This window comes from Chitinophaga filiformis, from assembly GCF_900102545.1.
In the GTDB taxonomy this organism is placed as follows: Bacteria; Bacteroidota; Bacteroidia; order Chitinophagales; family Chitinophagaceae; genus Chitinophaga; species Chitinophaga filiformis.
In genome coordinates this window covers 39856-66709 of record NZ_FNBN01000012.1, presented here as the reverse complement: position 1 = coordinate 66709, position 26854 = coordinate 39856, and the positions used below count along the sequence as shown (strand labels likewise).

Sequence of the window (26854 nt, the reverse complement as noted above, 5' to 3'; positions counted from 1 at the left end):
GCGGACTGACTATTGATTCAAATATACAAAGTATCATCAAATATCTTCGGAATCGTATACGATCACCTTTTTCCATAAGGAAGAGCACTCTTCTATAAACTTAAGATGAGCAGGATCTGTCTGATAAACATCCTGGTCAGCTTTGTTTTTAAAGAACAGCAACCAGGAAACCTGGTAAGAGCGGTCAATTACATCACGGTTTGTGGTGGAGGGCATACCAATATGGTGTTGTTTGATGGTTTTAGCCCCCTGGGCCAGCTTCTGCAGTCCGGCAATCAATTTGGCCTTGTCTTCCTGGCTATCCTGGTTATGCAGCCAAAAATACACATGGTGTACAAATACCTTCTCTGCCGGTGGCACTGCCATGGCCACACTGCCGGTCATTGTAGCTACGCCCGCCACTGCAGCTGTTTTACCTGCTGCGGAAAGGAACTGTCGTCTGGTTTGTTTCGACATAGGGTTATTTTTAGGCAAGGAAAATATGAAAATTATCCGGATATCCCCATACCGGCTTTCCAATCTGTTCCTTCCCGGCATGCCAGTTCAACTGGTTCACTTTTTGTAATTCTAAGAATTGTATTACTAAGACACTAACAGCTATGAACCCCGGCCTGTTTATACCCGCACCGGCTGATTCTGGTGAACCTATTTGCAACTACTTCGTTAAAAAACACTAATATGGATACATTTGACATGAAGCCAGAGATTCTCTTTGTGAGTACCTATTCACCCCGTAAATGCGGTATTGCCACGTTTGCCGCCGACCTCACCAAAGAACTAACCCATCTGCTGAAGCATGAGTTTGAGATCAGTATATGCGCACTGGACAAAAGAGCCAATGCGGAACGATATGGAGCGCCTGTCTCCATGGTCATGGATGGCTGCCGGCTGAACTCCTGTATTGCAGGCGCAGAGGCCATTAATCAGAACCCTGCAATAAAAATGATCTGTGTAGAACATGAATTCGGACTTTTCGGCGGAAACATGGGAGAATATGTACTGGCCTTCCTATCCCTGCTGAGTAAACCTTTTATTATCCGTTTCCATACAGTATTACCTCACCCTGATACTGAAAGGCTGAAGCTGGTTAAAAGCATTTGTCTGCTGGCTGAAAAGGTGATTGTCATGACCCAGCATTCACACAGACTACTGGTGGAAGATTATGATATTGAACCGGAAAAACTGCAGATCATTCCTCATGGCACCCACCCTATTCCTCCGGCCAACAGAGCAGAATTGAAAAACAGGTTCAATCTGCGGGATAAAAAGATCCTGACCACGTTCGGACTGCTTAGTCCTAACAAGGGAATTGAGCTGGGTATTAAAGCAATGGTGAAAATAGCTGCGGAATTTCCGGAAGCTGTATACGTCATTCTGGGGAATACACACCCCAATTTAGTGGAGAGTGAGGGAGAAACTTACAGGGAAAGTCTCCAGCGATTGATCGAAGAAAATAATCTTACAAAAAATGTAAAACTCGTCAATGAATTCATTCCGACAGATCAACTGCTGAACTATCTGTCGCTTACTGATATTTACCTCTTTACTTCCAAAGATCCCAACCAGGCCATGAGCGGTACTTTTATGTATGCTATGAGTGCCGGTTGTGCCATCATCTCCAATGCCTTTGTGCTGGCTAATGAAATGCTGGATGAAGATACAGGTGTCATCATTCAGTCGGGCGACGAGAACGCCCTGGCCGACAATGCCATTTATCTGCTGCGCAATGAAGCAGATAGACTGGAGATGGGTAAAAAGGCATTTATGAGGACCAGGAATACCCTCTGGGGCACAGTGGCCCGCAAACATGCGATGTTGTTCTATGAACTGATGAAAAAGCAGTCGCCAACCTACAATAATATTGTAGCGCTGTAAACGGCATCGCCTATTGTTCACTAAAAACGATAATATGCACCCGCATTTACAGTCAACGAAAACCATTCAGAAAAAGGAAACTATCCCAGGCAAAATAACTTTGCCTGCCTTTAATCCGGATCACATACTGAATATGACAGACAGCACGGGCATCATACAACATGCCCTGCGCAATATTCCCAACAGGAAAGAAGGTTATTGTACGGACGATAATTCCCGGGCGCTGTTATTGACAGTGCTGGCATGGAAGTATGAGGGATCTCCTGAGATACTGAAGCTAATGTCTGTATACCTGAGCTTCATTCATTATATGCAAATGGAGGATGGTTATTTCCACAACTTCATGCATTATAATAAACAGATCGTGATAGACGGCAGCTCGGAAGATGCCTATGGCAGAACGATCATGGCGCTTGGATATCTGACGGCCTATGGCCCGTCACCATTGACCATCAAAACAGCGGAAGATATTTTCCAGAAAGCAGTTCCTCATATGGACAACCTGATCTCACTCAGGGGCATTGCTAATAGCCTGATCGGCTTATGCATGTTTATTGGATCGCATCATCCACTTGACGGAGAACTAAGCAGGGTAGGACTGCTGGCCGATAAGCTGGTACGTGAATATCACAGGTATTCCGATAAGGAATGGCATTGGTTTGAGGAAGTACTGACATACGATAATGCCATGATACCACTGGCCTTGCTACATGCCTATGGAATCACGGGGCAGGAAGAATATCTGCATACGGCAATTGAAGCGATCAGCTTCCTGGAGTCGAAAGTATTTCATGACGGCGTATTATATCCTGTAGGTAATAATGGCTGGAGCAGCAAAGGCGGGACTACCGCTTTATTTGATCAGCAGCCGCTGGATGCCATGGCCATGGTATTGTTTTACCAGCAGGCATTCCACATCACAGGAGATAAAAAATATCTTGCCAGAGGAATACGCTCCTGGCAATGGTTCATGGGTGATAATGCTTTACAGCAACCATTGTATGATAAAGACACCGGTGGTTGTTCTGATGGTCTGCAGCCTGACAGGGTAAATGAAAATCAGGGTGCTGAAAGTACCATCGCTTTCTGGATAGCTTATTTTACCGTTGCTGAAATGTTGGACAGATAAATGAAAATAGCAGTTCTCTCCCCTATCGTCTGGCGTACTCCTCCCCGTCAATATGGCCCGTGGGAACAGGTGGCGTCCGTATTAACCGAAGGTCTCGTAAAAAAAGGAATTGATGTAACATTGTTTGCCACGGGCGATTCTGTCACCCGCGCGAAGTTGTCATCCGTATGTGATCATCCGCTGGGGGAAAAGCCGGCTGACTTCAAGGTGTGGGAATGCCTTCATATTTCGGCACTGATGGAGAGAGCAGGGGAATTTGACCTGATACATAATCATTACGATTTCCTGCCACTCACCTATTCCCGGCTGATACCCACTCCGATGTTGACAACCATCCACGGATTCTCTGCACCGGACATTATACCTGTGTACAAAAAGTACAATAATACAGGCCATTATGTCTCTATCAGCAACAGTGACCGGAGTGAGGAACTACGTTACATTGCTACCATCTATAATGGCATTGATGCATCCTTATTCCCGTACAGGGAAGTACCGGAGGAATACCTCCTGAGTTTTGGCCGGATACATCCCGAAAAAGGTACCCATCTGGCGATAGAGATTGCCCGGCAACTGAACATGCAATTGATCATCTGTGGTCTGATACAGGATGCACGCTATTTTGCAGAGAAAGTAGAGCCTTTTGTCAATGGCGACACTGTGATTTATAAAGGGAATGTAGGACCTGCGGATCGCAGTATTTTGCTGGGTAATGCAAAAGCATTGCTGCATCCTGTACTATTCGAAGAGCCTTTTGGACTAAGCGTAGCGGAAGCGATGATGTGTGGTACACCCGTCATTGCATTTAACAGGGGCTCTATGAAAGAACTGATATTGGAGAGGAAGACCGGATTTATTGTGGACACGGTAGAGGAAGCGGTGGCTGTAGTGGGGGATGTAGACCACATTCACCGGTATGATTGTCACCGCCACGCCATAGACAATTTCAGTCAGGAGCAAATGGTGAACCGTTACGTTGAAGTATATAGAAGGATAGTCAGTACAGCCTGACTATCCTCCCTTTAATAACGCTTTCAGTAGTTTATCCAGCGGTACGCTGGCAAATGACGATGCATAATCTGACACAGCATAGGGAATAAAGACCAGCCCTTCATGGATCATTGCACCACAGGAATAGACCACATTAGGCACATATCCATCCCGTTCGTCTTCTTTAGGCATCAGCAAAGGATATTGCAGGCGGCCCAGTTCCTTTGTAGGATCTTCCAGGTCAAATAAGGCAGCTCCCAGGCAATATTTACGCATAGGTCCGACGCCATGAGAGATGATCAGCCATCCTTTTTCCGTGAGCAATGGTGAACCGGCATTCCCTATCTGCACAAACTCCCATGGATATTTAGGTTGCTGTAACAAGATGGGGTCCTGCCACTCATAGAGATCCTCTGAGAACATGATATAGTTGTTCACGCCATCTATCCGGGACAGCATGGCATATTTTCCGTTGATCTTTTTAGGAAATAGCGCGAGGTTCTTATTCACGGCTCCCTTTCCGTATAAGGGGGAAACCTCAAAATGCTGGAAGTCGCAGGTTTTGATCAGCTTAGGCAATATGAATGAACCGTCGTAAGCGGTATAAGTAGCGTAATAGGTGCAGGAGCCTTCTTCCTCAACAAATCTTACAAAACGGGCATCTTCGATACCATTCTTTTCTGTGTATGTTACCGGGAAAATCACCCTTTCAGATAGGCCGGTATAGTCCGGGAAATGCAGCTCATAACTGGCATCTACTAATTCGAGTACATGCTGTTTCATACTCTGCTGGTCGGTTGGGTCTTTGACACTTCTCAGCAGGGTTCGTAGTACGATGTCTATTTCAGAATAAGTGAACTCACCTGTGAGCTGGTGTAATATACCTACATGAATATCTTCCGGCAGGCGTAGCTGCGACAGCTGTTGTGCGAAATGTTCTTTATCATTCAGTTTTTCGCCGGTCAGCTTTCCCTCTGTCAGGAATCTGGCCGGAGGCTCAAGATGGATATTACAGTCTTTATCCAGCACTCCTTCCCGGAATTCGATCGAAGAGATATGACTTTCTCCTGTGGCCCTGAAACTGACTATAACACGTTTTTCCCCGGGTTTCAGCCCTGATTGGTTGGGTGCTTCCACTACCGAGGGATTGAACAAAGCAGCCGCTTCCAGGGAATATTCCATAGTGAAATAAGCGCCCAGTAAATGCTGCCGTTCCAGGGTTACTGTCATGTCGGCTGGTACCAGGTGACTGATCCTCGCATAATGTTTCTCAAAGACCTCATTGATATCTTTATACCTGCAGGAAAATTCCTTTCTGACATTGCCTAATACGTCACAAACGACATCTTCGGGCATTTCTACCACCTTGTTGATGATTTGAAGGGAACGTTCATTTCCTGAATTAAAAAAGCGTGGAATCACTCTCTTAAAATCGGGTGTAATCCTGATGTTTTTTCTCGTCATGCTTAACATATGCAACAATCTACTGGGTTAAGAAAAAGATATCTATATAAAGATAACTCTTTTAATGTTAAGGTTTTGTGGCACCTCGTAGCAGCGTCACCGTTTGGTCCGTATAGCTGAATGGGTTGAACACTACCACTTTTGAGCTTTCAGCAACGCAATATTTGAGCCAAGACCGGGCTTCCTCCGGCAGGCACAACTGCAAAAAAATCGTTAACTTTAAGCAACTGGGGGCCAATTATGAAAGTTACCAAGTTCTTATTACGCCACTTTATTACCAGGGGCGAGATATTCCATCTTACCCGGGTGAAGATCTTTTCACGCGATGATATATCGCTGCACAACCATGACTACGCCGAAATATTCTGGATAGAGCACGGTAGCGGCACTCACCTCATTAACGGGAAAAAGATACCCCTAAATACGGGTGACCTTGTGATGATGCGCCCGGAAGATCAACACACATTTGCCTCCAGCCGGCAGGGCATTACCATGATGAACCTGGGGTTTCCCCTGAAAACAGTGCAATATTTCCGTAAAAGGTACTTCAGCGGTACGGAGGATTTCTTCTGGAAAAAGGGCCCCCTTCCCTATCACATTACACTTGATGTCAATGTGCTGCGTAGTGTGACCCACCTGGCAGAAAAGATCTGGAAACATCAGCATTCTCCTATTCACCTGGACAGTTTCCTGCTATCCATGTTCAGACTGTTACTGCCTAATGAAAATCAGCCTGATAACCAGGACATTCCGGCCTGGCTGAATAATGCAGTTCAGCAGTTCCCCATTCAGCCTGACATCTTCCGCCTGGGCGCACGTGGGTTTGCCTCCCTTTGCGGACGTAATCTTGATCATGTGAACAGAACGGTCAGGAAATGCTATAATAAGACCCTTTCTGCTTTAGTTGCAGAACTGCGTATGCAATTCGCTGCCAGGCAATTAGCCGTCACCAATGCCCCTATCAAGAGTATCTGCCACGACTGCGGATTTAACAACCTCGGACACTTCTACAAACAATTCCAGGGTATTTACCAGCGAACGCCTTCACAATACCGCGATCAGCACCAACGCCTGTCTTAGATCGTTATAACGTAAAAAATATATTTGTTAGCGCAATAGTATGAGCGCTTTACTATTTTCGCAGATCATAATTTAGCATCTGATGAAAAAATGCATCCTGGCTACCGTAGCCATGATCTGCTACCTACCTGTGAAAGCCCAGACAGCGGAGCTATCGAACAGTGTAAAACAGGAATTTATAAAAGCCTGGGATACCTACAAACGATACGCGTGGGGCCATGACGTACTATTGCCGTTAACGAAACAGTATACAGACTGGTATGAGGAACCTTTAAACATCTCTCCGGTTGACGCATATAGTACCATGAAAGTGATGGGCCTTCAGAAACAGGCCAGGGAGATCGAGAAATACATTGCAGACAGCTGCAGTTTTAACAGGGATGTATATGTGAAGACCTTTGACATGAATAAGCGAGTGCTGGGAGGATTGCTTGCCATGTATTCCTACACACACAATCCAAAGGTACTCTCGCAGACAAAAGACCTGGGCGACCGCTTATTACAGGCTTTTAAGTCGCCTACAGGCATTCCCTATTACTGGGTGAACCTGAAGACCGGTAAAGCAAGAGGAGAGAAAGTCAACACTGCTGAAGCAGCGGCGTACACATTGGAAATGGGTATCCTGAGTTACTATACAAAGGATCCGAAGTATTACCAGGCGGCCAAGAAAGCGACACTGGCAGTTTATGGAAGACGGTCGCAGATCAACCTTGTAGGCAATGTGATCAACAATGAAACCGGTGAGTGGCTGGAAACAGTCAGTTATATCGGCGCCGGCGGGGATGCCTACTATGAATGCCTGCTGAAGACATGGCTGCTGTTCAGGGATCCTGAGATCCGGAAAATGTGGGAGCAGACTATCACAGCGGTGCACACCTATGATGCGGAAGAAAGTGATACGACCATCTGGTACAGGAAAACGGATATGTATTCAGGAGAAATGAAGAATAGTGCAGTGACGCTTTATGACGCTTATTTCCCTGCGTTGTTATGTATTGATGATGATGCGGAAAGGGCTGGTAAAGTTCAGTCCACCTGGAATAATGTGTGGAAGAAGTATGGGTTGGAACCGATGATCTATGATTATCGTAAACAGCTGCCTTCCTCGCCGGTGTACGAACTGAATCCAGAGATCATAGAGTCTGCCTGGTATCTGTATGATTATACTAAGGATACTACCTACTTAGAGATGGGAAAACAGTATTATAGCGATATATTGAAGTATTGTAAAACGCCTACTGCGTTTTCATCAATAGCGGATGTACGGACGAAAAAGCAGCAGAACGAACTACCGACGTATTTCTTTGCAGAGACGATGAAGTATCTCTATTTGTTGTTTACGCCGGATAGTGGTTTGAATACGGCGGAATATGTGTTTAATACCGAGGCCCATCCTTTTAGGATAGCGGACTTTAATACGGCTGAAATAGGAAGAAGGTTGGGGATTAATTAGTAAGTTAACCAGCACTATATACAGGATAAAGGGGTGCCTCAATTGAGGCACCTCCTTTTTTTATTAAAAGGTGAAGTAAATTAACGAGCCAGCACCACAGTACCTCTCCTTAGTACATCTCCGCAGATCGTTTTCGCTTTTATCATGTATATGTAGGAACCTGCCGGCTGCAATATGCCTTTGTAGGTGCCGTCCCAGCAGTCGCCGGGATAGTGTGTATTAAACACGAGGTTTCCTACACGGTTAAATACACTGAATTCGAAGGTATTCGTCTCACCCCAGAACTTTAATCCGAAGCAATCGTTCATACCATCGCCATTGGGTGTAAAGGCTGTGGGAATAGGATACCGCGTGAATGCCAGTGCAATGTCTACATTCACGGTAACGGCTTCCACCTGTGTGCACCCATGTTCATCCATCACGGTCACTTCATAGGTAACAGTTTTCAGCGGAGATACAACAGGATTTGCTACCAGATTGTTGGCCATACCAACAACAGGTTGCCAGTTGTAATACACGCCACCAGTGGCCTCCAGCGCCACCTGCGGATGCGCACAGTCTATATCACTTGATTTTGCAACGGAGGTAACCGGCAGATCATACACTTTCACGGGCACCAGGAAAGTATCTGCTACCCGGCAGGTATGCTGTTCCATATAGATCTTGAACGTAGAATCGCAGGTGGGCTTTACAGCGATCAGGGAATTAGTGGTGAGCAGGGAATCCCTATCTGTATACCATTCATACACATCTGCACCTTTTGCCTGGATCTCTACTGATTGTCCGAGACATACTACTGGCGTATCCGGCATCACTCTCATATCAGGGGCGGGATTTACTGTGATATTGATGGCGGATTTACTGGTACAGCCGTATATCGTGGTCGCTGTAACAGTATAGCTGGTGGTTGTTAGCGGAGTAGCAACAGGGTTGGGAACTGTGCTCTTATCTAACGAAGAATCAGGCCACCAGCTGTAAGTGGCAGGGATATCAGAAACAGCAGATAACTGCAGGCTATTTCCCGCACAGATGGCAGTGTCACTTCGTTTAGTAAATATTGGTGAAGGGTTGACGTAAATAGTGACGGTAGCGGAACCCGGGCAACCGGATGCATCTACTCCGCTTACCTTGTAAGTGGTTGTCACTGTCGGTGTGGCTACCGGATCAGGAATAGTATCTGCCGATAATCCTGTAGCAGGCGTCCATTGATATTTGATACCGCCGGTAGCATTTAGCTGCGCCGGTTTGCCTGCACAGAGCACCATATTGGAGAGTGTATTGATATTCGCAGAACAGGGCGCTTTAATGCTGACAAGGTAGTCTTCTACTTCCCCATCCGGAGCAAAACCTGCGGGTGTTTTAAGCGCCTGCTGATCACTTGATAAACGGAATCTGAATCCATACAAAGGCACCCTTCCGGCGATAAATCCAGCGGGCAGAGAGGTCCAGGTCAAAGTAGCAGTGGTTGCATTGGGAGCTATCGTTGCAGCTGCAGATTCATTCGTTTCAAACATACCGTTGCGGTTATAGTCAAACCAGCCGGTGAGATACGCTGTTTTTCCAGTGGCGTTAGTCAGCGGAACAGTTACATTATAACTGCCATTGCCGTTATAATCACTGAAGGCAGTTACTGCATCTTCATCCTGTCCATACTGATTATCATCTGTCATGCCTATGGTATCCGCATCGCCGGCAATACTACCCAGTTTCAGGTTTGTCTCTAATGCGGTAAGAGGTAATGGTGCGCGGTCGTTACAGGGATGTTGGGTAGCGTATACTAACTGATGTGTGGCGTAACCATAACTGGCAGGCAGGTCTCCTTCATCGACAGCAGTCATAATACCGAAAGCTACCGCGCTGCTGCCGTGTGTAGTCCTTAACAGGCGTACATCCAACGTCAGGGTGCCTGTGGCCGCTGGTACGTCGGTAGCCACAATGGGTAGTTGTCCGACGTTCGGTGTTCCTGCATATGTTTCGGAGATACTGATTGTTTGTGTACCGCAGCCGGAAGCAGGGTTATTTACCTGCGATGAATTTCTGAAGAATTCCAGGGTACGCCAGTTGCCTGCGGTAGTACTCATTGTCAGCGTTTCCAGTGAATTACTGGCTTCTGCATCACTGGCTGCCAATGTAAAAGCAACCGGTTTTCCTCTGCGGGTAGCCCTTAAGGTGATAGTAAACCTGCTGTTATTGAAGTTGTTTGCAACAAAGATCGCCGGTTTGATAGCGGGATCAGAGAAGTTATACAGGTTCTTCAGGATAGCGCCGTTCCAGGTATCCATGATACTGGGTGCCACCGGCGTACCCGCTACACCGGAGAATGTGGCGGTAACGGTAAGACCGTCCGCAGTAATAAATGTTTTTGTTGCTCCGTCTTCAATCTTCACATCTGCCCAGTCCATCCACCAGATAAAGTTTTTCAAAGATCCGGCACCGTTGTCTGCCAGTTGTGCAAATGACTGAGTATGAAACCATAACAGGAATAAGGATAGTAGTAAAAATCTTGGCATCAGAATATATAATTATAGGGATCGTTTTTCAGGTATAGATATGCGTTACGGCTAACTATTTCATTTTCATCACCTACGGCCAAAACAAGCTGCTACAGAGGCTTTCAAGCGTGCTCCCACGTAAAATACATCAAAATAGTAAATAAAATAATAATTTAAAATGAGTAGCATGCTCCTATTCATATATTAAAAAATGTATATTTGCAGTTAGTTTTACATCAGACCGGGACAACGTATTGACTGCGAATAGTTTACTACTGCTACATAAACCTCTTACCTATTATATACACTACAACCCTATACACATGAAAAGAAGAATTATCTGGGGCGTGCTGCTCCTACTCACATTCCTGATCTGGTATATCTGGATGCCGGCGGGTCTGTATATCTCCATGCCAATATTTTTGGCTATCATCGGAGGTATTTTGTGCTTCATCTTTATGGCGCAGACCTTTGCAGATTTCACCGACATGGATGAGATCACGCAGTGGGACAGATATCCCAAACAGTGGTATCACAATATGGCATTTGTATGTATCCCTGCTGCCATCGCGTTGATAGTCGTATTTGCCATGCATTACGGTAAGCTGGAAAACGAAGAACTCAGAAAGTTTGGTGAAAGAGTGCCTGCTACCATCGTAGATGGTTACTACAGGAAAAGCTCCAAGAGCAGCACTTACAAGCTGACGATATCCTATTACACGAAAAGCGGTAAACACGTACGCACTCAGAAAGAAGTAGACAGCGATCAATATGATCTGGCCAGCAAAGGTCAGCATGTTGAAGTGATCTATTCTACCAAACATCCCTCTCTGGTGAAGATCCTGCTGGGAGATGAAATGGTGGAGGAACTCACAGGTATCAAGAGCAGGCAACTGACTGTTAAAGACATGTCCAGGATACTGGAAATGCCTGGAGACAGCATTCTGCCGGCTTTGAACAATATCAGCTATCGCTGGATAATGACTGATGACGATAGTTCAACTTATGTGAATGAGAATAAAAAACTCTTTTTCAGCGTTGAACCACGTGTTCGCGTTACCTATGTTGTAATGGGTGGTGACAACCTCCTGAAAATGGGACAAGATATCCGCTCTTCCGGTTTTAAAAAGGAAACCAGTGATACTACTTCTCAGGACAAAGAAGAAGGTGGCTTAGTCTTGTATACCAAAGGTGATCTGAAGCTGGTGGTACATACCAAACAGATAGAGCGTGAAACGGATCAAAGCGACAATTCATCTGTCATGGCGGCTGCTATGGGCCTTAACAAGGAAACGGCGTTGGTGTTAACAATGTTCAGGAATTAAGATACTTTTATTGCAATAAAAAAGGCGTCCGGAAACATCGGACGCCTTTTTTATTATTGGACGTTTTTGAAGAAGGTGGGAGAATTGCCATATAAAGGCGTTTTTCCGTCCCATTTTTCGATGAACTGCTGTTGGATGAGTAAAGGAGTCAGAGATTGCTGACGAAGCTGATTTGCCCTTGCTTCCGCTTCTGCCTGTATGATCAGTTTTTTAGCGTTAGCCTCTGTTACTCTAAGCTCATTTTCTACCTGCATTGCCTGTTGCACTGCCCTGTTTTTAGCATCGATGGCCTGGGTGATCGTTTCAGGATACTGAATACCGCTTGTCATCTGTTCCAGGTCGAAGCCTTCTTTCAGCAGAGATGCTGTCAATTGCACCTGTACAGAGTTCTCAAATGTCTCCCGGCTGCTGATCATGCTGTCCGTTGTATATTTATTGAACTGGATACGGAACGCATCCCGCACGTAGTTATATAAAGTCGATCTGGTGATTTCCTCAATTCCTTTACGATACTTCTTAAAGATTTCAGGGCTTTTACCAGGAATTACGCGGAATGTAATGGTCGGATCTACTGTAAACACAGACCCGTCTTTTGCATTCACGGTAAACGGATTGTAATCGGCCGTCTGTACAAAAATCGGAAACTCATATACTGATTCTGTCAGTGGATTGTACCATACCCGGCCAGTTACAAGTGAGATATCCTGTACTCCTTTATCACTACCGTACTGTTTCACCCTGATACCTTCATGTCCGGCGTCAATGCGGGTACAGCAAAGCATACAGAATATGGGGATTATCACAACAACAACGATCATCAGAATAATAGGTCGCTTCATAATTAAAATTTGGATTTTAATAGCTTGTAAAATGCGTAGTGTAATATTATCGTTACGAAAATGCTGACAATGCCGGCGAATACTGCAAGATCACTCGGCGCAGATAACAATCCGGCTATCCATGTCCAGATATAAATGTCCAGTACAACAACTGCTGGCAGGGATAAATAAATGAGCTTCATATTCAGCAGAATTAAATACGAATGTAAGGAATGCGGGGAGAAAAATTTGGCTATTTTTTGAAAGGTTATTAAATTGATTTATATGCTGAAAGATCCCTCGGGATGTAGCGCAGCCCGGTAGCGCGCTTCGTTCGGGACGAAGAGGCCGCAAGTTCGAATCTTGTCATCCCGACGACACACACTTTAATTCGATTCAAAGCCCGCAAATAGCCAATGTTTGCGGGCTTTTTCTGTTTTCAACCTACCAAAAACTCCTTTTTACAATTGGCTCTTCCGTCTTTCTGCAAAGCCCATTTCTGGAACCATTAAGAGGGAAAAGATGAAAATGAACAAGGCAGAGTCATCTCATAAAATGACTATTAAAACATCTTTGATTTTGATTAAGATGAATATAACAGAATATACTACTCAAAAGATACAAATAACAGCACAAACTTGATAACATTACCGGCTCTAAAAAAATCTTATTGTTGAAATTAGTCCCCATATCGACGACATTCCCGCCTTACTTAGACTTTACCAGGGCACAAAAACAAGCTATGGCTTACTGGCATAGTATTCGGTGGCCAAAAAATATGAATCCAATCAAAGTTTCCGGAGCGCGTCAGAACAATCTTAAGAATATTTCACTTGAAGTTCCAAAGAACATGATCACCGTGTTCACTGGTGTTTCAGGTTCGGGCAAGTCGTCTCTCGTGTTTGAAACCATTGGTGCGGAGGCACAACGCCAAATAAACGAGACGCAGACGAGCTTCGTTCGCAACAGGCTTACACAAATTGGAGTGGCGGATGTTGACAAGATCGAGCACCTGAATGTTCCGGTGATCATTAATCAAAAAAGATTGGGAGGCAATGCGCGATCAACGGTAGGTACTGCTACAGACGTATATGCATCATTGCGACTGCTGTTCTCAAGAATTGGAAAACCGTTTGTTGGATACTCTGGTGTATTCTCTTTTAATAACCCGCAGGGAATGTGTCCTGTATGTGAAGGACTTGGCTACACAAGTGAAATTAATTTGAACACACTTTTTGACAAGAGCAAATCACTCAACGAAGGTGCCATTCTTTTTCCAACGTTTCAGCCCGGCGGCTACCGCTGGCATCGATATGTGAACTCTGGATATTTTGATCCGGACAAGAAACTAAAAGATTATTCAAATAAAGAATGGGATATATTACTGAACGCCCCGGAGCATAAGCCCAAGGCCCCTGGCAAGGATTGGGGCAAGACAATGCAATACATAGGTGTGTTGCCGCGGATTAAGAAGGATTTCCTGCAGAAGGATTCGAAGGAACACGGCAAGCGTAAGAAGGATATCGAAAAAATTATAATCACATCCACCTGTCCTGAATGTAACGGCAAGCGGCTGAATAAGAAAGTTCTCAGTTGCAAGATCAAAGGCAAAGACATCGGTGATTGTGCACAGTTACCAGTGGATGAATTACTGGCATTTGTTGAATCCATATCTTCCAAAACGTATCAAACCATCCTGCATGAATTAATTAAGAAACTCAATAGCCTTGTAGTTATAGGATTGCAATATCTCACGCTTAACAGAACAACCAGCACATTGTCTGGCGGCGAATCACAACGCATCAAAATGGTTCGGCACCTGGGCAATAGTCTTGAAAATCTGCTCTATATTTTTGACGAACCCAGCATCGGACTTCATCCGAAAGACTTGCATAATATTGCTACAATCATGAAGCAGATCAGGGATAAGGGGAATACAGTGTTAATTGTAGAGCATGATCCGGATCTGATCAGTATTGCTGATCACATCATTGACATGGGACCGCTGTCTGGTAGTAATGGAGGTGAGATTGTTTACGAAGGAACATTTGAGGGACTGAAAAATTCAGGATCCAAAACAGGCCAGTATTTTGCTTCGAAGCGTTCATTCAATCAAGATCCGTTGACGTTTAATGATGTCATAACGATCCGTAACGCAGATCTGTTCAACCTACGCAAGGTAACTGTCAATATTCCCAAAGAGGTACTCACCGTTGTTACCGGTGTTGCAGGATCAGGAAAGAGCACGTTGATCAGTAAAGTATTGCCTGCGCAGTTTCCGGACGTCCGTATCATTGATCAATCTGCGATCACAGCCACAGCGCGCGCAAATCTCATGACGTTTCTCGGCATATCAGATTATGTCAGGCACCTATTTGCAAATGCGAATCGCGTGAGTAACCAGCTTTTCAGCAGCAATAGTGGTGGCGAATGTCCAAACTGTAAGGGACTGGGTGTTGAAAAGATCGACCTTGCCTTTATGGAAGATATTGAGCAACCGTGTCAAGTGTGTGGTGGAACCGGATTCAATACAAAAGTGCTTTCCTATCGATATCAGGGGAAAAATATCGTGGAAGTAATGAGCCTGACGGTTGAGCAGGCACAACATTTCTTTGGGACAGAAAATTGGGTAAACCGGCTAAACCTATTAACCGAACTTGGCCTCGATTATTTAACACTGGGTCAGCGACTCGACACCTTCTCGGGTGGCGAACGGCAACGGCTTAAACTCACCCGTGAACTTAACGACAGAAAAGATATTCTTGTGCTTGACGAGCCCAGTACAGGGTTGCATCCTTCTGATACCAGCAAGCTTTTGCAATTGCTGCACAAACTGGTTCATCAGCGAAACACCGTGATTGTAATTGAGCATAATCTGGACATCATCTCACAGGCTGATTGGATCATCGACATCGGGCCAGGAGCAGGTAAATATGGAGGTAACGTTATGTTCGAAGGTAGCGTAGCAGACCTTTTACAAAACAAAGAGTCGTTCACTGCTGAATATTTGAGAAACCATTTATACAGTCCTGTATTGTAACGCCAGAGTACTATTTCATTCTTATCCAGGTGGGAATTGAATTTTGCATTATTTATGCTGTTGAATTAATATAGGTTAAAACAAACGCAAGCTAAAATTTATAAGTAACCTGCGCATTGAATGGCGCACTCAAAAAAAGTACTCCAACCGTAGCGATAGCACCGCCACATAAAACGGCAACAAGTCTAGTCGTCCGCTATTTAAAAATGTTCAATTCCTCATTATAAACAGGACTTTGTATACCCAAAAAATTTAAAACACTGTGAAATACATAATCTTGCGACAATGAATTTTCTGGCTTCAGTTGCTTTAAACTGTTATCAGATGTCCAAACTATAAAAGGAATCTCATATTGTTGTTTCGGCGCCAGCCTTAAAGGCAAACCATGCATGTATAGATTTTTTTCCCCTAAAGATTCGCCATGGTCGGAAACAAAAATCATTGCACTTTTATAATCCTTTAATTGTTTTAAATCTTCAATTACATTGTGCAAAATATAATCGGTATAACCAATCGTATTGTCATAAGCATTGACCAGTTCGGTATTAGAACATTTTGCTAATTCAACGCTATTGCAGACTGGCTTAAAAGTTTCGAACTGCGGCGGATATTTTTTGCTATACTCAGGCCCATGACTTGTACTTGTATGCAATATTATCAATACCTTGCTTTTTGTACTTGCTGCTATTTGCTCTTTCAGGTTATTCAAAAGAACTTCATCATAATTGCATCCATCGCCTTTACAATCTTTCATCAGCGCATCTTTGTTCAGGTAATTTTTTATATGAACGGGTGGTTCTCCCCAGTTTGTGGTTCTCCAGACAACCTCTACGCCATTTCTATATAAATAATTGGGCAAAATCTCATACAACTCGCCGGTATTTTTATGTTCTAAAATACACTTTACACCTGCAGTAGTGTAAGTAGCGCAAGAGGTAGCATTAAAATGAAGTACACCAGGGGTTTTTGAAAGAAACGGATTTGTATTTTTACTGTACCCGTATAAAGAAAAATTTTCACTTCTGGCGGATTCTCCTATCACTAAGACTACAACCGATTTCCGGTTATCTTTTATGGTAGCATCCGGCAATAATATTTCTTTTTCATTTTCCTGGTGTTTATGTATAAAGAACAAAGAAAAATTTACTGTGTAATTCCACGGCATTGCAAGCCCTCCCAATACTGGCGAATTTTTATCAACCCACAACCAATTTTGGGCATTGGCAAATACTACAATTAACATAAATAATAAAGTAGTTGAAGCGATGACTAAAAATCGCTTGAATGTTACATTTATTATTTTGGCTTTAATGATAATAATGCCAGGAATAACACCAAGCAGCATTACATAGAGTAGTAATTTTATGGAAAAAAAACCAGACGCCTCAGCATAATTGGTATTCAGTACATTGCCGACCATACCGCCATCTATTATAACACCGTAAGTATTAATAAAGTAAACTGCAATTGCGTTGACAATAAAGCATAATACCAGGATAATTTTTCCCACAAAGCGGAATAGAAATAACATCAAAAAAAAGGCAAAAGCATTTGCAACCAGCATTAGAATAATAAAACAAATAATAATGCTAATGCCGTTAAAACTTTTATAATCAACATTATTAAAAATAAATTTGAAAAAGGGAAAATGAAAGAATAAGAAGTTAAGACAACTTAGTAATATAGAAAGGTGAACGATCTTTATATTATCTTTTAATAAACGCATAGGCCATTTTATAAAACGGAACAATTGGGCAAATTAATACAAAATATAATATTATCAAATTTTTGTCGATTATCTGGCTGATTAATGACACAAAACAAGCCACTATTGACAAAATAAAAACCGGATAGTATTTTTTATTGTTAACCCAGGCCCAGATTCTGTATTTCCGGCTGATAAAGATTCCTGCCAGTCCCGAGATATATCCGATAATACTGCCAATAATAACATCTAGCGGATAATGCGCTCCTACGCCTACCCTTGTAAACGCAATAATTAGTCCTGTTATGATTATAGAAAGGACCCATAAAATTTTATAGGACAGCCTTTCGGGCATAAATGCAAACAACAAAACAGTAAATGTTGTAAAGACTGTAATTGAGTGTCCAGATGGTAAACTGGCATACCCAACAGCTTTTTTTCCGATGATAACGAAACAATTATTATCAAATACCACAGCGGGCCTTGGCACCCGAAATATATTTTTTAAACCAACAGAAAATACAAAAGAAGCCAGCGATGCCGATATTAATGACTCCCACATTCTAGGCGCATACAAAATGAAAATACTTAAAACAGACAAAATAATTGAAGCATCTCCTAATTGGGTAAGATTATAGACGATATCCGGGAATTGGCCTAAATTATAATTAATAAAAAAGAAAATGTCTTTTTGAATCTGCACATATTTATCAGTATGTAAAGAATCCTTGTGGTATAAAAATAAAGTAATTGCGGCTAACAAGGATATGGGTAAAGAAAATAAACATGGTTTGAGCTTAGAATAATTATTAATAACCTTTACATTCATTGGACATTACTTTTTTCTTACAGACCTGTTTGATAAATCACCAGATAAGTTCACCAACATCACTTTCCAGGATGTGAGCGTTGCTGATCGGCTACATCGCCAGCAAGTTGAATAAAGTCTGTTTCCTGTAAAGTCATTGGACTTATTAGATGTTGCGCCGCTAAGGGTAACTTTCTCCTGCGGATATGCATGGACCACAAAGGCAAAAAAAAGTACCAGAAAGGATATGGATGCTGCTTTCATTTACTAAGGGATAGCGTTAAATGTTGATATTTTCGGCTAAAGTATATTTTTGTTGACCCCGCATATTTTATATATACAAAACGCCTTACTTTATATATTAAAGCAGCCTTTACATCTAGCAAAATAAATCGCACGCTAAGATTTAAGCGGAAGAAGCCGTATTTTCAAAAACAAAATATTCCTAATTAGATGGAGATCTTAGTTTCGCGATCGGAACCAGCCATCTTTGGGGTAAGGGCTTCCATTTTTATGTACTATTTGTTAAAACGTTCTTGGAGAGAGGTGGATTGAAATATCTTTTTTGGCTTGTATGTTATTATTCAGCTTTTAGAAGAAGGTTGCACAAGCTTATGTCAATAGCTTCCAGCCGCCCGCCACATTGCCAATGCATTGTTAGCGGCTGGCATACTTTTTTTAATGTTATTGCTGTCTTGAGTAATATACTAAAACGGCACCGCAGGCAAACGGTTTACACGCTACAAGTTTTAACTCTAATTCGTTTTTCAAAGGATTGAAGGTTTGTTGTCCGTTACCTAATGCGGCAGGGTTTGTAAGCACATAATACTCATCGATTAAATCATGTTGTATTAATGATGATACAAATGAATCGCCACCATATACAATGATGTCTTTTCCATCTTTATTTTTCAGCGCTTTTATTGCCTCTGCTAAATTGCCATTTATAATGGTTGTATTGTCCCACTTGCTGTCCTTGAGGGTATTTGAAAAAATTGCATTTGGAATTTCTGCAAACCGTCTTCCAAGTTTATGCTCACCATCATTGGGATTGTTTGCCACTTCAGTCCAATATGGAATAAACCCTTCCCCTGTTTTTCTCCCATGCAGAATGCAGTCCACATTGGTGAGATTGTCAATACTAAAGTCTGACATTCCGCTGTCCCATTTATTGTCAAGTAAAATGTTCATTTGTAATTTTATCTTTCTCATTTTATTAGTTTCTACAAAAGTAATTAGGTCGTCTTACATCCCCGGGAGGCTATTGTGACATTTTAAGGGTTATTTAAGACAAGTAGCGTGGTCGCTTTTGCTTCCGGCTAACGCCCTCGCATCGCATTCCTGAACCGAATGCTTGATAATTCGGACCTACCAGGCACATCAAAACGACAGATCCACAGGAGTTAGATAATCTTTCGGCAGCATTCGGATAGCTTAATGTCGGCTTACCATCGGCCTGGACTCGGCTTACCATTAGGTTAGCAGAATGACATTAATAGGGTATTTAAAGGGTACTTCTATATCAATTGGATATTGAAGTGACCTCTAAATACTATTTTGATGACCAGTTGCGTAACTATTTGTATATTAGTCGCACTAAGACAACAAGCTTTTGTATAGATAACCTCAAAAAACCTTTTTATGGCCATTGTTAAAGACAATATTCTCATGCAGCTTGTACGGGGTACTCTCGGCAAACATTACATCATCTACGAACGGAATGGGCAGATTATTATGGCGGTGAAACGCGGCCCTTCCAGGAAAAAGCCTACACAAAAACAGCTGGAAGCAAGGCATAAGATGACCATTGCTTCAGCACGAGCGCAGGTATTGATGGCCGATCCGGAGATAAAGGCCTACTATCAGTCGCTGGCCGGGCCGGGCCAGAATGCCTACAATATGGCGGTGAAGGATGCTTACCACAGTCCTGAGATCCAGAACATCAGGTTAGAAAGCGAGGATGTTGTGGTGACTGCCAAAAATGAGTTCCGGGTAGCAGAAGTGGAAGTAAAGGTAGTAGACGCTGAGGGTGTTATCACAGAAAGCGGTCAGGCAGTGCTGGGTCGCAACAGAGTAGATTGGTATTACAAAGCAACTGCGCTGCCTGCAGGCGGTAAAATCATTGTAATAGCGGAAAATTTGCCGGGGTGTCAGACGGTGAAGGAGTTGCTGCTTACATAAAACCGTCTACACTGTTTAGAAAAGCTTCTTGCTGGTTGAGAAGCTTTGTCTGCATATTCTTCAATTTGCCAGCACAGATTATTTTGACATGTATTGCTCCCACTTTAAAAGTAGGCGGGCGTAGCTGCGCCTTTCCTGTTGAGATAACTTTTTAAAAACATCACTGTAATTCTTATGCACCAATAATTTCCCGGAACAATGTTTCTGCAGCTTCAATAAGTGCTCCCTGCGACGTCATATCAAACTCGTTTGAAAGCAGCACAAAGCCAATCCTCTTTTCCGGAAAGATGACGCAGTAACTCGAAAAGCCAAAAGTCCCTCCCGTGTGCCAGATTCTTCTTACGCCGCCTAAATCTGTATTTATTCTCCAAAAGATACCGATGCCCGAGCTATCAGTATATTGCTGTGTAAAAGTGTGCGAAAACTTTACGCTCATATCAGTTTCTTTTAATTGAAAGCTGATATACCTTGCCATATCTGCCGCAGAGGAATAAAGCCCACCGGATGCCGTCATGATTGCTGGTATCCGCGGCATAGGCGTCCCTTTTGCATCATAGCCTTTTGCCAGTTTCCCGGTCAATGCTTTGCCCGATGTTTCAGTTTGACTCATCGACAAGGGATTCAACAAATATCTTTTTAATAACTGACCGTAAGATTGCCTGTAAATATTTTCAAGAATAAAGCCAAGAAGCTGAGCCGCCGTGTTAGAATATCTGTAATTATAGCCGGGTAAAGTATCTAGCTTCACTTTTCCCAAGTCAGCCAGGAACATCTCCTTTGTATAGTTGCGATATAGCGCGTCCAGCAAAAATGGGATCGATTCTGCGGATTGTTTAAATATTTCTGGTCTGTCGGGAAGAAAAGGTGGTAGACCAGAGGTATGATTGACAAGGTGAATGATTTTTATTGGTTTACCCATGTACTCAAGATGAGGATAACTTCCGGGTAAATAGATACGGACATCGTCATCAAGGCGTAGTTTCCTGTCAGTAATGGCCTTTGCAAGAAGATAACCCGTAAACGTTTTCGAAACCGAACCTATTTCATACACAGTATTCTCATCCGGCAGCCGGTCTCTCTCTTTTGTAGTCGTTCCATAGTTATAGAAAAAATGTTTATCCCCTGTAACAATACCGATCGACAAGCCGGCCCGGGCACCACTGATCATAAAATGAGAGACCGCTCTTTGAACAGCGCTGTCTATTGCCGTTTTCAAACGGTTATCTGTTCTGCTATTTGGCTCATTCTGAGCCTTTGCATAGACAAAAACCAGTAGATAAAGGCCGATGAACATTATCCATTTCATAGCAGATCTGATTTTCTTAAACATTTGTTATAGTACAAGATACTTTTTTCGGTAAGAAATGCCTAATTGATCGGATGCATAATCTTTCCTGGCAGCGATACTTAGCTCACAGACAGTTTATGCTGACAATAATAGAACCTCAGTTCGTTCTACAGTATCTACGATTATTATTATTAATGATATGAAACACTTCCCGTTTATATCGGTTTTAAAAGAGCCTGTATCATACTGAAGTGCCCCCAAAAGTGTCTAACTTTTTGGGGGCACTTCAGTATGATACAGGCTCTTTTTATTCGGGTACCCGATGGAATCAGGTAGTCATTTAAACGATTCTGAAGACGTTCGCTTATTTTTGATACGTCCTCTTCAGGTTATTACACTTTTTGCTGAATGAATTTAACAAGCTCACTGTTAAATTTCTCTCTCTCCTCTAAAAAAAGTCCATGACCGCTATTTTCAAATCGAATGATCGTTGAATTTTTAATGCCTTTATGCATTTGCTCGGCCATCGCAAATTCACATATCTTATCTTTAGTTCCATGAAAAATAATAGTGGGTATATTTATCTTACTTAGCTCAGGACGTAGATCTGTATCTCTTAAAGCAATTAAGCTTTGCGTGGTAGCATAAGGAGATGCTTCCATATGAAGCGCTATCAGCCAATTGGCCAAACCGGTTGGAAGCGCAGTTTCGGATGCTGCGAATATTTTACCAACGTTTTCAAGCAATTGAGGACGGTTTGCTTTACTAAGAGCGATCAGATCGTTTACTGATTCTGCCGTAAGATTATAGGGATAATCGGGCCGGCTCGTCCAAATCGGTGCTGCAGCGCCAAATAATGCCAATTTTGCAATATGAGCACTATTGTACTTTGCTATATAATGTATTGAAATTGCCCCTCCCATGGAAAAGCCACCCAATACGCCTTGTTGAATGTTAAGCTTATCAAGCACCACCTTAATATCGTGCGCATATACATCATAATTATACGGGCCATAAGGCTTATCAGATTTGCCAAATCCTCTTAAGGTGATTCCAATAACCCGGCAACCATTTTCAACCAGGTATTGGTATTGATATTCGTACATGGCATCGCTCTGCGGCAATCCATGTATAAGCACTACCGGTTGTCCTTCACCAAGGTCGGTTACATGCAACCTTACGTTCTTTTCTACTTCAACATATTCTTCCCTGCTATGTAATTCTGTTGTCCCGGCAATACTGGCGGATGGAGCAATTAAACTGGCAATAACGGGTACTACAACGCTTTTCAATTTCATATTGATTTTTTTTGTTAGTGTACGTTTCATGTGCATCATGAAGTTTCTGATGCAAAATTACTTTCGTACAGGCCCCCTAATCAATAGACCGATATCTCCATTTATTGCACTTTTTCCACCTGATATAATACCCGTTTTAGCTACAAGTTGATAGAACTACCTACTACTGGTGACTTACCTTTTGTATATCTTATTCCATCTGTCATTTGGTACGTTTTCCTTCATAATAATTCTTTCTAAACTCTAAGGGCGATATGCCTGTCTGTTTGGTAAAAAGACGTACAAAATAGGCGGGATCATCATAACCAAGGCTGTATCCAATTTCTTTAACGTTTAATGCAGTATGCGCCAACAATCTTTTGGCTTCAAGGATAATTCTTTTTTTTATCACCTCATTCGGGCCGTCATGCCCATACTTTGTTAAGCGCTTATGTAACACTTTCGGAGAAACAGATAGCATGTCAGCATAACCTGCTACGACATGTATGCTTTTAAAATGCAAATCTACCAGTCGGCTGAATTGTCTTATAAATTCAATATCAGTCTGAACTTCCTCTGAATTAACAGCATGCTCAGTTTTCCATATCCTGGTGGCTTTAATAATCAGCTGTTTTAGCAAAACACGTAGCATTTCTTCCATCGGATCTCCATAACTTTTTACCTCCTCCACTATTTCCTCTATAATATGCTGAACGCTTTCGGACTGCTTCCTGGTTAAATACACTATCGGTATCTCATAAACATTATTATATAAAATGCCGTCGCACGACACTTCCCGGTCGTGAATTTCAACACAGTAAAAATCGCGGTTGTAGTAAATAAGCGCCCCACTGTTTTTATTGTTATCTATAGCAAGTTGATACCATTGACTCATATTGATAAAGAATAGCGCATCATCTTTCAATTTATAAGTACTGAAATCTATAGTAACCTGACTACCCTTCTTTAAATAAAGTACTTTAATGTATGGTTGATAAAAAGCATCATTTGCCTGTGTTGAAGCTGCTGCGTCAACAGGAAGAATGCCAAATTCCTTAGACATGAATTTCCAAAAAAAGGACATGCGGTATTAATTAGTTGATAAAGTAGGATATAACAACATAAACTGCCCAGCCGACCATTGATAACTTAAACCCTCTCTGACAGGCGGGCTTATTCATTATTAAGTGGATATTCATTTACTGAAGACTGACTGACGATACTGTATGCCCCACTTTGCCATTGCCTCTATTATTTCATTAAAGCTTCCGCCCAACGCTGTAAGTTCATATTCTACAGTTACTGGTTTTGTGTTACATACAGTCCGTTTTACAAGATGGTTCATTTCAAGATCTCTTAGCTCTTTTGACAGCAGTAAAGGTAGTTACTTCTATTATACCAAATTGCTATTTACTTAATTTAATTACACACACATGAACAAACGACTTGTCATTGACATTTGCCTTTTATTTCCCTAAGTCAGTATTCCTTTTCGCAAAAGCGTAATGTTACAGAGGAAAATGCAAATAAGAAAACAGTAACAACGTTCTATCAGAAGTTGTTTGGCGATAAAGATCTGTCAGTGATCGATACATACATAGTGGAAGATTATATTCAGCATAATCCACATGCCGCTGACGGCAGACAAGCACTAAAATAATTTGCCACAAAAATGCTGAGTAACGCGCCTAAAACCAAGGTAGACTTTCAACACGTAGCAGCTGATGGCGATCTGGTCTTTCTACATGTTAAAGCCCAAAATTTAGACGGTAAGGATATGGCGCTTGTAGATATCTTTCGCCTGAGCTCATCCAGCCCTTTTATTTCGCCCGTTCGAGTAATTCTCCTCCAATGTCCAACGCTTCTCTGATAATATCTCTGATAAGTGGCATGCCATTATCGCTATTAGTAAAAATCACCAGGCCCCTTTTCGATTCAGGTAAAAGAACAATTATCGTTCTTACCCCAGGATCGCTGCCACCATGAACCAATGCAAACTCCTTCCCTTTTAGATTATTAAACACTTCCCAGCCAAGCCCGAATCTTGCATCCGGTTCTTTTGATTGTATGTGTATCATGTCCTGCCAGACCTTATCGCTTAACCCTTTTCTCTTCAAAACGTTTAGACCGAACGTTGTATAGTCATTAACGGTCGTCATCAGCAAATCTGCAGCACTTGCCTCTTTGTTCTTTCTGATTTCATATGGCTTAATTTCTTTGTTGTGGGGTATCGCGTATCTGTCTTCGGAAACGCCGCCATCCCAAAAGAAATGAGTATCCTTCATGCCGTCCGGCTTGAAAAGATATTTCTCTACAATTGCAGTAAGCGGCATTTTGAATTTAACCTCTAAAGCATGTTTAAGATATTCTAAACCTTCACCGGAATATTGGGTTTTAGTACCCGGATCAAAATCGAAGGCAAGTTTACCCGTTGCATGAAGCCAGCGCCAGTTAACAAACCCGGTTTGATGTGAAAGTACATGACGAGTGGTTAAGAGTTTATTTCTCGGATCGTTCTCCACATCAGGATCAGTCCAATATTTGGATAGGGGTTCATCAAGCGACCAGAGGCCCTTGCTTACTAATCGCAATGTGGTCATCTCTACAATAGGCTTTGTGAGCGATGCCACCTGAAAGATAGTATTATTTGGAGCGGGAACCCCTGATTTCAATTCACCGAAGACCTTTGTAGTTTTTAATGCATCGTTTTCGATAACACCAACACCTAAAGCCAGGACTTTATGCTTTTGCATGAGAGCCGTTAATACTGAGTCGTTGGGTAGATTAACAAGTGACTGACCAACTGCGGAGAAAATCGTCGGTCCTAATAATAAAAGAAGAAGGTAAAATCTCTTCATGTATGAGTTTTTATTGGTACTAAGTAAAGGGTTATGATTTCTGAAAATATCACTTTTTTTTTTGTTTGGTGCAAACAAAAAAGGAGATCAATTCGCTGATCTCCTTTTTACTACCGAAAAATATCTGCTAATTTAATATACCATTCATTTCCGTTAAAATAATTGGCTTTCCATCAGTGACTACAATGGTATGCTCATGCTGCGCCATGTAGCCGCCTTTATTGCCAACCATCGTCCATCCATCATTAAGCTCTGTTGCATAGGTTGAAGTGGTAGAAATAAATGTTTCTATCGCTACAACCGAATGCTTTTTAAATCGCCTCAAATCAGATCGATTCTTATAGTTAAGCAACTCGCCTGGCTCTTCGTGTAAGCTTCTCCCTATACCATGCCCGCCAAGATTCTTAATTACTTTAAAGCCTCTCTTTTTCGCTTCCGTTTCCATCAGGTAGCCAATATCAGCTATTCTCACTCCTCCCCTGATATTATTGATCGCTTTCAACAATATTTCTTTGGATGCATCCACCAGTTTCTGATGTTGATGAATGTCATTACCCAACACAAATGACCCGCCATTATCAGCCCAAAAACCATCCAGTTCTGCTGAAACATCGATATTGATTAAATCACCTTCTTTTAGGATTCTTCTATCAGAGGGTATTCCATGACAAAATTCATTGTCAACGCTAATGCATGTATACCCCGGAAATCCGTATGTCAAATAAGGGGCTGACTTCGCACCCAAACCGGATAGTATCTTAGCACCGTATTCGTCAAGTTCTTTTGTACTCATCCCCGGTTGGGCATAGGTCCTCATTTCTTTTAAGGTAAATGCAACAGCCTCGCTTGCTTTTTGCATGCCTAGTAGTTCAGATTCTTTTGTTATTGACATATGCTGGTTTCTCTTTATTGTAATAAATACTACACTTCCTAAAGATAAGCGTTTTTATTAATTCAGGTAAACACAACCGTTTGCTTATCCCTGCTTGTTTGAGCCCTTTCACTTCTCTTCTGATAAAATCCTTGCTGGTAATCGCCAAGGAAGTAAAAAAACGCCTTCGGTCCAAATGA

Annotated in this window: 22 protein-coding genes and 1 tRNA gene; 9 read left to right on the top strand and 14 right to left on the bottom strand. The window is 42.4% G+C overall.

Annotation, left to right across the window (positions count from 1 at the left end):
• Nucleotides 1-36 precede the first annotated feature (36 nt).
• The gene (locus BLR32_RS31000) at nucleotides 37-456 is read right to left on the bottom strand and encodes a Dabb family protein (RefSeq protein ID WP_089838238.1); all 420 of its coding nucleotides are present in this window, start codon (nucleotides 454-456) and stop codon (nucleotides 37-39) included.
• 222 nt (nucleotides 457-678) lie between these two features.
• Here BLR32_RS31000 and BLR32_RS30995 point away from each other — a divergent pair, with 222 nt between their 5' ends.
• Genes BLR32_RS30995 through BLR32_RS30985 form a run of 3 tightly spaced genes read left to right on the top strand, consistent with a single transcriptional unit; the run spans nucleotide 679 to nucleotide 4015 of the window.
• Nucleotides 679-1875 carry a glycosyltransferase gene (locus tag BLR32_RS30995; protein WP_089838052.1) on the top strand — a complete coding sequence of 399 codons (1197 nt, stop codon included), beginning with the start codon at nucleotides 679-681 and terminating at the stop codon, nucleotides 1873-1875.
• Between the two features lie 34 nt (nucleotides 1876-1909).
• A complete protein-coding gene (locus BLR32_RS30990) occupies nucleotides 1910-3004 on the top strand; it encodes a glycoside hydrolase family protein (protein WP_089838050.1) in 1095 nt (364 codons plus the stop codon).
• The gene (locus BLR32_RS30985; protein WP_089838048.1) at nucleotides 3005-4015 is read left to right on the top strand and encodes a glycosyltransferase family 4 protein; all 1011 of its coding nucleotides are present in this window, start codon (nucleotides 3005-3007) and stop codon (nucleotides 4013-4015) included.
• On the opposite strand, the gene BLR32_RS30980 is transcribed toward BLR32_RS30985, so the two are convergent.
• A complete protein-coding gene (locus BLR32_RS30980; protein ID WP_089838046.1) occupies nucleotides 4016-5458 on the bottom strand; it encodes a glycoside hydrolase family 130 protein in 1443 nt (480 codons plus the stop codon). It abuts the gene before it with no gap.
• A gap of 240 nt (nucleotides 5459-5698) precedes the next feature.
• On the opposite strand from BLR32_RS30980, the gene BLR32_RS30975 reads away from it, so the two are divergent.
• Entirely contained in the window at nucleotides 5699-6538 is an 840-nt protein-coding gene (locus BLR32_RS30975; protein ID WP_089838045.1) for an AraC family transcriptional regulator, read from the top strand.
• Nucleotides 6539-6620: 82 nt separating this feature from the next.
• Nucleotides 6621-7991, top strand: coding sequence for a glycoside hydrolase family 47 protein (locus BLR32_RS30970; RefSeq protein WP_089838043.1), 1371 nt, complete (start codon nucleotides 6621-6623; stop codon nucleotides 7989-7991).
• Nucleotides 7992-8071: 80 nt separating this feature from the next.
• Here BLR32_RS30970 and BLR32_RS30965 read toward each other — a convergent pair whose 3' ends face one another.
• A complete protein-coding gene (locus BLR32_RS30965; RefSeq protein ID WP_089838041.1) occupies nucleotides 8072-10501 on the bottom strand; it encodes a CshA/CshB family fibrillar adhesin-related protein in 2430 nt (809 codons plus the stop codon).
• Nucleotides 10502-10806: 305 nt separating this feature from the next.
• Here BLR32_RS30965 and BLR32_RS30960 point away from each other — a divergent pair, with 305 nt between their 5' ends.
• A complete protein-coding gene (locus tag BLR32_RS30960) occupies nucleotides 10807-11808 on the top strand; it encodes a DUF3592 domain-containing protein (RefSeq protein ID WP_089838040.1) in 1002 nt (333 codons plus the stop codon).
• A 53-nt stretch (nucleotides 11809-11861) separates the two neighbouring features.
• Here the strand turns inward: BLR32_RS30960 and BLR32_RS30955 are convergent, their stop codons facing one another.
• A complete protein-coding gene (locus tag BLR32_RS30955; RefSeq protein WP_089838038.1) occupies nucleotides 11862-12647 on the bottom strand; it encodes a prohibitin family protein in 786 nt (261 codons plus the stop codon).
• Nucleotides 12648-12649: 2 nt separating this feature from the next.
• A complete protein-coding gene (locus tag BLR32_RS30950) occupies nucleotides 12650-12829 on the bottom strand; it encodes a hypothetical protein (protein WP_089838036.1) in 180 nt (59 codons plus the stop codon).
• Nucleotides 12830-12927: 98 nt separating this feature from the next.
• On the opposite strand from BLR32_RS30950, the gene BLR32_RS30945 reads away from it, so the two are divergent.
• A tRNA-Pro gene (locus BLR32_RS30945) sits at nucleotides 12928-13001 on the top strand.
• 403 nt (nucleotides 13002-13404) lie between these two features.
• The gene (locus BLR32_RS30935) at nucleotides 13405-15666 is read left to right on the top strand and encodes an ATP-binding cassette domain-containing protein (RefSeq protein ID WP_089838235.1); all 2262 of its coding nucleotides are present in this window, start codon (nucleotides 13405-13407) and stop codon (nucleotides 15664-15666) included.
• 196 nt (nucleotides 15667-15862) lie between these two features.
• On the opposite strand, the gene eptA is transcribed toward BLR32_RS30935, so the two are convergent.
• The 3 genes from eptA to BLR32_RS30920 form a co-directional block, all read right to left on the bottom strand.
• Entirely contained in the window at nucleotides 15863-17392 is a 1530-nt protein-coding gene (gene eptA / locus BLR32_RS30930) for a phosphoethanolamine--lipid A transferase EptA (protein ID WP_089838031.1), read from the bottom strand.
• The gene (locus tag BLR32_RS30925; protein WP_089838030.1) at nucleotides 17373-18200 is read right to left on the bottom strand and encodes a phosphatase PAP2 family protein; all 828 of its coding nucleotides are present in this window, start codon (nucleotides 18198-18200) and stop codon (nucleotides 17373-17375) included. The genes eptA and BLR32_RS30925 overlap by 20 nt, the downstream gene beginning before the upstream one ends.
• Nucleotides 18201-18863: 663 nt before the next feature.
• Complete coding sequence (locus tag BLR32_RS30920) at nucleotides 18864-19391, bottom strand: dihydrofolate reductase family protein (protein ID WP_089838028.1); 528 nt, start codon at nucleotides 19389-19391, stop codon at nucleotides 18864-18866.
• Between the two features lie 429 nt (nucleotides 19392-19820).
• On the opposite strand from BLR32_RS30920, the gene BLR32_RS30915 reads away from it, so the two are divergent.
• Complete coding sequence (locus BLR32_RS30915; RefSeq protein ID WP_089838026.1) at nucleotides 19821-20360, top strand: hypothetical protein; 540 nt, start codon at nucleotides 19821-19823, stop codon at nucleotides 20358-20360.
• A 172-nt stretch (nucleotides 20361-20532) separates the two neighbouring features.
• On the opposite strand, the gene BLR32_RS30910 is transcribed toward BLR32_RS30915, so the two are convergent.
• From BLR32_RS30910 to map, 6 genes are all read right to left on the bottom strand, one after another.
• Nucleotides 20533-21666: a serine hydrolase domain-containing protein gene (locus BLR32_RS30910; RefSeq protein ID WP_176842492.1), complete on the bottom strand. Its 1134-nt coding sequence runs from the start codon at nucleotides 21664-21666 to the stop codon at nucleotides 20533-20535.
• A gap of 374 nt (nucleotides 21667-22040) precedes the next feature.
• Nucleotides 22041-22976 carry an alpha/beta fold hydrolase gene (locus BLR32_RS30905; RefSeq protein ID WP_218124282.1) on the bottom strand — a complete coding sequence of 312 codons (936 nt, stop codon included), beginning with the start codon at nucleotides 22974-22976 and terminating at the stop codon, nucleotides 22041-22043.
• A gap of 172 nt (nucleotides 22977-23148) precedes the next feature.
• Entirely contained in the window at nucleotides 23149-23988 is an 840-nt protein-coding gene (locus BLR32_RS30900) for a helix-turn-helix domain-containing protein (protein WP_245705565.1), read from the bottom strand.
• Nucleotides 23989-24120: 132 nt separating this feature from the next.
• Nucleotides 24121-24270, bottom strand: coding sequence for a winged helix-turn-helix transcriptional regulator (locus BLR32_RS30895; protein WP_089838020.1), 150 nt, complete (start codon nucleotides 24268-24270; stop codon nucleotides 24121-24123).
• A gap of 475 nt (nucleotides 24271-24745) precedes the next feature.
• Nucleotides 24746-25783, bottom strand: a complete 1038-nt coding sequence (locus BLR32_RS30885; protein ID WP_089838016.1) for a serine hydrolase domain-containing protein — start codon at nucleotides 25781-25783, stop codon at nucleotides 24746-24748.
• 127 nt (nucleotides 25784-25910) lie between these two features.
• Nucleotides 25911-26675: a type I methionyl aminopeptidase gene (gene map / locus BLR32_RS30880; RefSeq protein ID WP_089838014.1), complete on the bottom strand. Its 765-nt coding sequence runs from the start codon at nucleotides 26673-26675 to the stop codon at nucleotides 25911-25913.
• Between the last annotated feature and the right edge of the window lie 179 nt (nucleotides 26676-26854).

Bases quoted from the DNA above. Each gene is read 5' to 3' on its own strand.
- BLR32_RS30950 (WP_089838036.1), bottom strand. From the start codon at position 12,829: ATGAAGCTCATTTATTTATCCCTGCCAGCAGTTGTTGTACTGGACATT.
- BLR32_RS30895 (WP_089838020.1), bottom strand. From the start codon at position 24,270: ATGAACCATCTTGTAAAACGGACTGTATGTAACACAAAACCAGTAACT.
- BLR32_RS30985 (WP_089838048.1), top strand. From the start codon at position 3,005: ATGAAAATAGCAGTTCTCTCCCCTATCGTCTGGCGTACTCCTCCCCGT.
- BLR32_RS30995 (WP_089838052.1), top strand. From the start codon at position 679: ATGGATACATTTGACATGAAGCCAGAGATTCTCTTTGTGAGTACCTAT.
- BLR32_RS30915 (WP_089838026.1), top strand. From the start codon at position 19,821: ATGGCCATTGTTAAAGACAATATTCTCATGCAGCTTGTACGGGGTACT.
- BLR32_RS30990 (WP_089838050.1), top strand. From the start codon at position 1,910: ATGCACCCGCATTTACAGTCAACGAAAACCATTCAGAAAAAGGAAACT.
- BLR32_RS30970 (WP_089838043.1), top strand. From the start codon at position 6,621: ATGAAAAAATGCATCCTGGCTACCGTAGCCATGATCTGCTACCTACCT.
- BLR32_RS30885 (WP_089838016.1), bottom strand. From the start codon at position 25,783: ATGAAGAGATTTTACCTTCTTCTTTTATTATTAGGACCGACGATTTTC.
- BLR32_RS30965 (WP_089838041.1), bottom strand. From the start codon at position 10,501: ATGCCAAGATTTTTACTACTATCCTTATTCCTGTTATGGTTTCATACT.
- BLR32_RS30980 (WP_089838046.1), bottom strand. From the start codon at position 5,458: ATGACGAGAAAAAACATCAGGATTACACCCGATTTTAAGAGAGTGATT.
- BLR32_RS30955 (WP_089838038.1), bottom strand. From the start codon at position 12,647: ATGAAGCGACCTATTATTCTGATGATCGTTGTTGTTGTGATAATCCCC.
- BLR32_RS30900 (WP_245705565.1), bottom strand. From the start codon at position 23,988: ATGTCTAAGGAATTTGGCATTCTTCCTGTTGACGCAGCAGCTTCAACA.
- BLR32_RS30905 (WP_218124282.1), bottom strand. From the start codon at position 22,976: ATGAAACGTACACTAACAAAAAAAATCAATATGAAATTGAAAAGCGTT.
- BLR32_RS30975 (WP_089838045.1), top strand. From the start codon at position 5,699: ATGAAAGTTACCAAGTTCTTATTACGCCACTTTATTACCAGGGGCGAG.
- BLR32_RS30920 (WP_089838028.1), bottom strand. From the start codon at position 19,391: ATGAGAAAGATAAAATTACAAATGAACATTTTACTTGACAATAAATGG.
- eptA (WP_089838031.1), bottom strand. From the start codon at position 17,392: ATGCGTTTATTAAAAGATAATATAAAGATCGTTCACCTTTCTATATTA.
- BLR32_RS30925 (WP_089838030.1), bottom strand. From the start codon at position 18,200: ATGAATGTAAAGGTTATTAATAATTATTCTAAGCTCAAACCATGTTTA.
- BLR32_RS30960 (WP_089838040.1), top strand. From the start codon at position 10,807: ATGAAAAGAAGAATTATCTGGGGCGTGCTGCTCCTACTCACATTCCTG.
- BLR32_RS30935 (WP_089838235.1), top strand. From the start codon at position 13,405: ATGAATCCAATCAAAGTTTCCGGAGCGCGTCAGAACAATCTTAAGAAT.
- map (WP_089838014.1), bottom strand. From the start codon at position 26,675: ATGTCAATAACAAAAGAATCTGAACTACTAGGCATGCAAAAAGCAAGC.
- BLR32_RS31000 (WP_089838238.1), bottom strand. From the start codon at position 456: ATGTCGAAACAAACCAGACGACAGTTCCTTTCCGCAGCAGGTAAAACA.
- BLR32_RS30910 (WP_176842492.1), bottom strand. From the start codon at position 21,666: ATGAAATGGATAATGTTCATCGGCCTTTATCTACTGGTTTTTGTCTAT.